Origin of the sequence: Nigerium sp. (genome assembly GCF_039811905.1) — a bacterium.
GTDB lineage: Bacteria > Actinomycetota > Actinomycetes > Propionibacteriales > Propionibacteriaceae > Propioniciclava.
The window spans coordinates 1-5960 of the sequence record NZ_JBDHZL010000139.1; the positions used below are offsets into that span (position 1 = coordinate 1).

At 72.3% G+C, this 5960-nt stretch carries 4 protein-coding genes; 1 reads left to right on the forward strand and 3 read right to left on the reverse strand.

Translation table 11 applies throughout. The features are described from left to right. Positions 1 to 1391 (forward strand): DUF445 domain-containing protein (locus WMJ97_RS14045; protein ID WP_347349631.1); only part of this gene is annotated, 1391 nt, incomplete at its 5' end. Between the two features lie 24 nt (positions 1392 to 1415). Here the strand turns inward: WMJ97_RS14045 and WMJ97_RS14050 are convergent. The 3 genes from WMJ97_RS14050 to WMJ97_RS14060 all read right to left on the reverse strand — a co-directional run. Continuing rightward, on the reverse strand, positions 1416 to 2405 hold the full coding sequence (locus WMJ97_RS14050; RefSeq protein ID WP_347349632.1) for a phosphotransferase: 990 nt from the start codon (positions 2403 to 2405) through the stop codon (positions 1416 to 1418). A gap of 175 nt (positions 2406 to 2580) precedes the next feature. Then, positions 2581 to 3528: an aminoglycoside phosphotransferase family protein gene (locus WMJ97_RS14055; RefSeq protein WP_347349633.1), complete on the reverse strand. Its 948-nt coding sequence runs from the start codon at positions 3526 to 3528 to the stop codon at positions 2581 to 2583. An 80-nt stretch (positions 3529 to 3608) separates the two neighbouring features. After that, a partial coding sequence (locus tag WMJ97_RS14060; RefSeq protein ID WP_347349634.1) for an Rne/Rng family ribonuclease occupies positions 3609 to 5960 on the reverse strand: 2352 nt, incomplete at its 5' end.

Sequence of the window (5960 nt, forward strand, 5' to 3'; positions counted from 1 at the left end):
AGGCGTCGTTCCGTCCGGTGGTCCCCCTCGCCATGGCGGTCATCCTGGCAGAGCCCGCGGTCAGCGCCCGATTCTCGGACGCCGTCGCAGCGCGCCTGACAGCGCTTGCCCGCGCGTGGAAACCTTGGGTCGTGGTGGATTTCTCCCTGACGTCGGCGGCAGACCAGTTGCGCCGCGACCGCCTCCGGCGGATGAAGCTGGTGGCGCTGTCGTTGCTGCTGCTCGCCGCGGTCATCTACCTCGCCACGCTGGGGCTCGACCACGGGGGCGTGTGGGGGTACGTGAACACGGGCGCCGAGGCCGCGATGGTCGGCGGCCTCGCGGACTGGTTCGCCGTCACCGCGCTCTTTCGTCATCCGATGGGGCTGCCGATCCCGCACACCGCGATCATCCCCCGGAAGAAGGACGACCTGGCCCAGAGCCTCCAGGACTTCTTCGCCGAGAACTTCCTGACCGAGGATGTGGTGCGCGAACGCATCGCCGAGGGCCAGATCGCCCGCCGCGTCGGCGAGTGGCTGCAGCAGCCCGAGCACGCGCGCCGGGTGGTCTTTGAAGGCGTCCGGATCGGCCGGGCCGCGCTCGACCGCGTCCGCGACGAGGACGTCAAGGCGATCGCCGAGGACGCCCTCCTGCCGCGCCTCAGCCGCGAGCAGCTCTCCGGCCCCCTCGGGCGCCTGCTCGAGGGCATCGTCAAGGACGACGCCCATCGCGGGCTCGTCGACCTGCTCGTCAACACCGTCGGGCGCTGGGTGCTCGCCAACCCTGGCAAGTTCGCCGCGATGCTCGCCGACCAGGCCCCCAAGTGGGCGCCCGAGTTCGTGAACGACCGCATCGTCGACTACCTGTACCAAAAGCTCATCGACTGGCTCGTCGCGATCCGCAACACGCCCGATCACCCTAGCCGCAAGGCCCTCGACGACCTGCTGCTGCGGGTCGCGCGCGACCTGCAGCACGACACGGCCGTCCGCAAGCGCGTCGAGGCGCTGAAGGAGCGCCTGCTCACCCACCCCGAGGCCGGCGAGACGGTCGTCGCCCTGTGGAACAGCGCCCGCCGCAGCCTCGAGTCGGCCATGGACGACGACACGAGCGCCCTCTGGGCGCGCGTCGAGGCGTCCCTCGAGCGTCTCGGCGCGACCCTCGCGACGTCCGAGGGCCCGCAGCGGCGCGTCGACGCCGCGCTCGGGGACGCGGCCGCGTTCCTCGTCCGCTCCTACGGCCGCGAGCTGTCCACGGTCATCAGCCACACCATCCAGCGGTGGGACGGGCAGGAGGCGTCCAAGAAGATCGAGCTGCACGTGGGCCGCGACCTGCAGTTCATCCGCATCAACGGCACGATCGTCGGCGCGCTCGCCGGCCTGATCATCCACGCGATCAGCCAGCTCATCATGTGAGCGCGCGCAGGGTTTCGGACGCCGTCAGCCGAACGAGCGGCGGCTGATCAGCCAGCGCGCGGCCTGCAGGTAGCGGCGGCCGCGGTCGACCAGGCCGCGGTCCAGCAGGTACAGCCCGGTCGAGACGCGCTCCAGGAAGCCCCACTGCCAGATCGCCTCCGCGTCGGTGCCCGTCTGGTCGGCGAGTCGTGCGCACCAGCCGCGCAGCATCACGACCGGATCGTCGGAGGCCAGCACGAACTTGTTCGCGTTGCGCACCGCTACGCCGAGGTCGTAGTCGGGCTCGCACCGGAACCCGTCGGGGTCGACCCACACCGCGTCGGCCGGCGCCCCCGGACGCGGCGACAGCACCCGCAGCAGGTTGCCCTCGTGGGGGTCGCCGTGGCACACGACCTGCCGGTCGGGTTGCCGGGCCTGGAGGCGCTGCTCGGCGAACAGCAGCGCCCGCTGGACGACGGCGTCCACATCGTCCAGCCCCAGCGACGCGTGCAGGCTCTCCACGAGCCGGCCCAGCTGGGCGGCCTTGTGGCTCTCGGCGTCCACCTCGGGAGCCACGGACAGCGGCACCTTCCACGCCTCGATGAGCGTCTGCGTGCGCTCGTGCAGGTGCGGCTCCACCGGCACCGACCCGAGCAGCACCTCGCCCGGCACGTTGCCGAACTCGGCGCGCCACTCTTCGTCGAGCGAGCGGCCCAACCGCTCCATCAGCACCGCGCCGCCCGGCAGGTCGGACTCGTACACGTGCGCGTAGCCGCGGCCCTTCGCGGCCGTCATGGTGGCGACCTGCTGGTCGAAGAACTCCCCCGGCGTCACCAGCTTGAGCACCGCCGGACGCCCCCGCCTCGTCACGTGGTACACGGCCGAGCCCACCGACTGGGACACCACCGGACCGAGCGTCAGACCCCACCGCTCCACGGCCGCCTCGCGCGCGCCCGGAAGCCACTCCAGCCACGCCTGCCACTCGGGCTGCAGGGTCCGCAAATGCGAGCGGATCGGGGCCGGCACGTCCGTCATCAATCGCCTCTCATGGGGACGCCTCGCGCACCGTTGCTGCGAGGTCTCGGCCTCATTCTAGTCGCCCTCCGGGGGACTCCCTCGCGGCCCCGCCCGCCTCCCGCACCGGCGGCGTCCCACAAGCGCGGACGCCGCGTGCGCGGCGATCGTCCGGCACGCCGCGGCGGCCAGCGCCTCAGCGGCGGCGGACGATCAGCCCCGCGGCCGTCTGAAGATAGAGACGCCCCTCGTCCGGCTGGTTCTCCTCCGCGAGGAAGTGCAGGCCGCGGGCGACGCGCAGCAGGTAGCTCCACTGCCAGATCGCCTCGGCGTCCGTGTCGGTGGCCTCCGCCAGGGCCGCGCACCAGGCGCGCAGCGTGACGACGGCGTCCTCGGTCGTGAGGATGGACCGGTTGCCCTCGCGCGTGACGACCGCGAGGTCGTACTCGGGCTCGCAGCGCACCCCGATCGGGTCGACGAACACGACGCCGGCCGGCGCCCCCGGACGCGCCTGCAGCACCTCGCACAGGTGCCACGGGTGCGGGTCGCCGTGGCAGAGGACCTGCCGGGTCGGGTCACACGCGTCCAGACGCTGGTCCGCGTAGGCCAGCGCACGGGAGACGACCGCCTCATAGTCGCGGCCCGCCGGGCCGGCACCCAGCCGCTGGACGGTGCGCCGCAGCTCGACCGCCGGGTGCGGGCCCGACTCGATCAGACCGCTCGGCACCTGCCAGGCACGCTGCAGCGTGTCGGCGAATATCGTCGAGAGGTCGCGGCGGCCCTCGGCGCCCGCGACGATGCGCGCGCCGACGCTCTGCCCGAGCGCCTCGAGCAAGAGGACGCCCGCGCTCGTGTCGGCGTCGAGCAGCCGGACGTAGCCGCGGCCGGCCGCCGCGTCCAGGATCGCGACCTGCCGCTCGAGCGCCGGGCCGGGCACGGCAAGCTTCAGGACGACGGGGGACGAACCCCGCACCGCCCTCAGCACGAGCGAGTCGCTGGCACCGTCGACCGGGTAGCCCACGTCGAGGCGCCACCGGCGCGCGCAGCGCTCCACCGCGTCGGGCACCTGGTCGAGCCAGCGGCCGGCGTCGGGGTGGGCCCGGCGAATCTTCGTGCGAACTGCGGTTGAGAAAACGTCAGTCATATCAACCCCGTTCTCCATCATGCCGCGGAGGAAGGTCCGCCGCGGGAGCGCGGCGGACCGTGACAGAATCGTTGACCGGCTCAGGCTTGGTCGGCATCGTGGGACGCCGACGACTCTCCACCCTTGCCGGACCCGTGTTCGTTGTCGCCGGACTTGTGACCGTTCCCGTTCTTGCCGCCTTGCCGGCCCTCGGACGACCGGCCGCCACGGCGTCCACCCCGTCGATTGTTGCCGTGGTCGCGGTCGCCGCCGTCGGCCGGCGCCTGCGTCGCGACCGGCGCGTCGTGGACGTGGTAGCCGCGGCCCTTGCACGTCTCGCAGGGCACGGTAAAGGCCTCGGCGAGGCCGGTCCCGATGCGCTTGCGGGTCATCTGCACCAGCCCCAGCGAGGTCACCTCGGCCACCTGGTGACGGGTGCGGTCGCGGCCCAGGCACTCGACGAGCCGCCGCAGCAGCAACTCGCGGTTGGCGGGCAGGACCATGTCGATGAAGTCGATGACGATGATGCCGCCGATGTCGCGCAGCCGAAGCTGCCGGACGATCTCCTCGGCCGCCTCCAGGTTGTTGGACGTCACGGTCGCCTCGAGGTTGCCCTGCGTGCCGGTGAACTTGCCGGTGTTGACGTCGATGACCGTCATGGCCTCGGTGCGGTCGATGATCAAAGACCCGCCCGACGGCAGGTGCACCTTGCGCTCCAGCGCCTTCGCGACCTGCTCGTTCACGCGGAACTTGTCGAACAGGTCGCCGTCGTTCTCGCGGTTCCAGTGCGTCAGGCGCTCCTGCAGGTGGGGCGCCACGTGGGTGACGTAGCCCTGCACGGTGTCGAAGGCGTCCTCGCCCTGGCCGTTGCCGTCGACGACGAGGCGGCTGAAATCCTCGGTGAAGAGGTCGCGCACGATCCGGACCGTCAGGTCGGGCTCGGTGTAGAGCTGCTGCGGGGCGCTCCCGGCCTTCACCTTCTTCTCGATGACCTCCCACTGCGCCTTGAGGCGATTCACGTCGCGCACGAGCTCCTCTTCGGACGCCCCCTCCGCGGCCGTCCGGACGATCACGCTCGCGTTCTCGCCGACGAGTTCGTCGAGGATGCCCTTGAGTCGCTGCCGTTCGGCGTCCGGAAGCTTGCGCGAGATGCCCGAGAGCTGGCCGCCCGGGCTGTAGACCACGTAGCGGCCGGGGATCGAGATGTGGCTGGTCAGGCGGGCGCCCTTCGCGCCGACCGGGTCCTTCGTCACCTGGACGAGCACCGGCTGGCCCGACTTGAGCACCTTCTCGACCTTGCGGTCGGAGCCGGTGACCCCGAACGACTCCCAGTCGACCTCGCCCGCGTAGAGGACGGCGTTGCGCCCGCGGCCGATGTCGATGAACGCGGCCTCCATGCCGGGGAGCACGTTCTGCACGCGGCCCAGGTAGATGTTGCCGATCATGGACGCCGAGCTGTCGCGATCCACGTAGTGCTCGACGAGGACGCCGTCCTCCATCACCGCGATCTGCGTGTACTCGTCGGCCTGCCGGATCAGCATGATCCGGTCCACCGCCTCGCGGCGGGCCAGGAACTCGGCCTCGGACAGGATCGGCGCGCGGCGGCGTCCGGCGGCGCGGCCCTCGCGGCGGCGCTGCTTCTTCGCCTCCATGCGCGTGGAGCCCTCGATGCCGGTGATCTCGTCGTTCGCCGACTTCGACCGGCGCGGCTCGCGCACCTTCACGACGACGTCGACGCCCTCCTCGTCGGTGGAACCCGTGTCCTCCCCGCGGCGGCGGCGCCGGCGGCGCCGTCGCGACGGACCGTTGTCGTTGTTGCCGCCGTGGTCGGACGCCTCGTCGTCGCCCTTGTTCGCGTCGTCGGAGTCCTTCGAGGAGCCGGAGTCGTCGTCGTCGGAGTCGCCGTCGGACGAGTCGTCCTTCGCGTCGTCGGAGGAGTCGCTGGACCCCCGGCGGCGGCGACGCCCGCCCCGACGGCGGCGACGGCGGCGGGGGGCGTCGTCGGAATCGTCCCCGTCGTTGTCGGAGTCCTCGGAGTCGGCACCATCACCGGTGTCCGCGGCGTCGCTGGCGTCGTCGCGATCCGCGGACGCGGCGGCGGAGGCGTCCGATCGTTCGCCCTTGTCGGAGCGCTTTTCACGGTCGGCCGACCGGTCGTGCGCGTCGCCCTCGGGCGCCTGGTCGTGGCCGGCGTCGCCCTCGTGGGACGCGTCGGCCTCGTCGGCGTCCTCGTCGTCGTCGGTGTCCGGCTGGGGCGAGCGGCCCAGGGCCGCGGCGAGCCCGTCGAGCGCTGACGCCACGTCGGTCGCGACCCCGAACGGGTTCGCCAGCGACCCACTCGGACGCCCCCGGGCGCCCCGGGACTCGCGCAGGGCCGCGAGGCTCGCGGCGATCGGGTCGGAGTCGTCGGACTCCTCGGGGTCGCTTTCGTCCGGCGTGTTGTCGTCGGACTC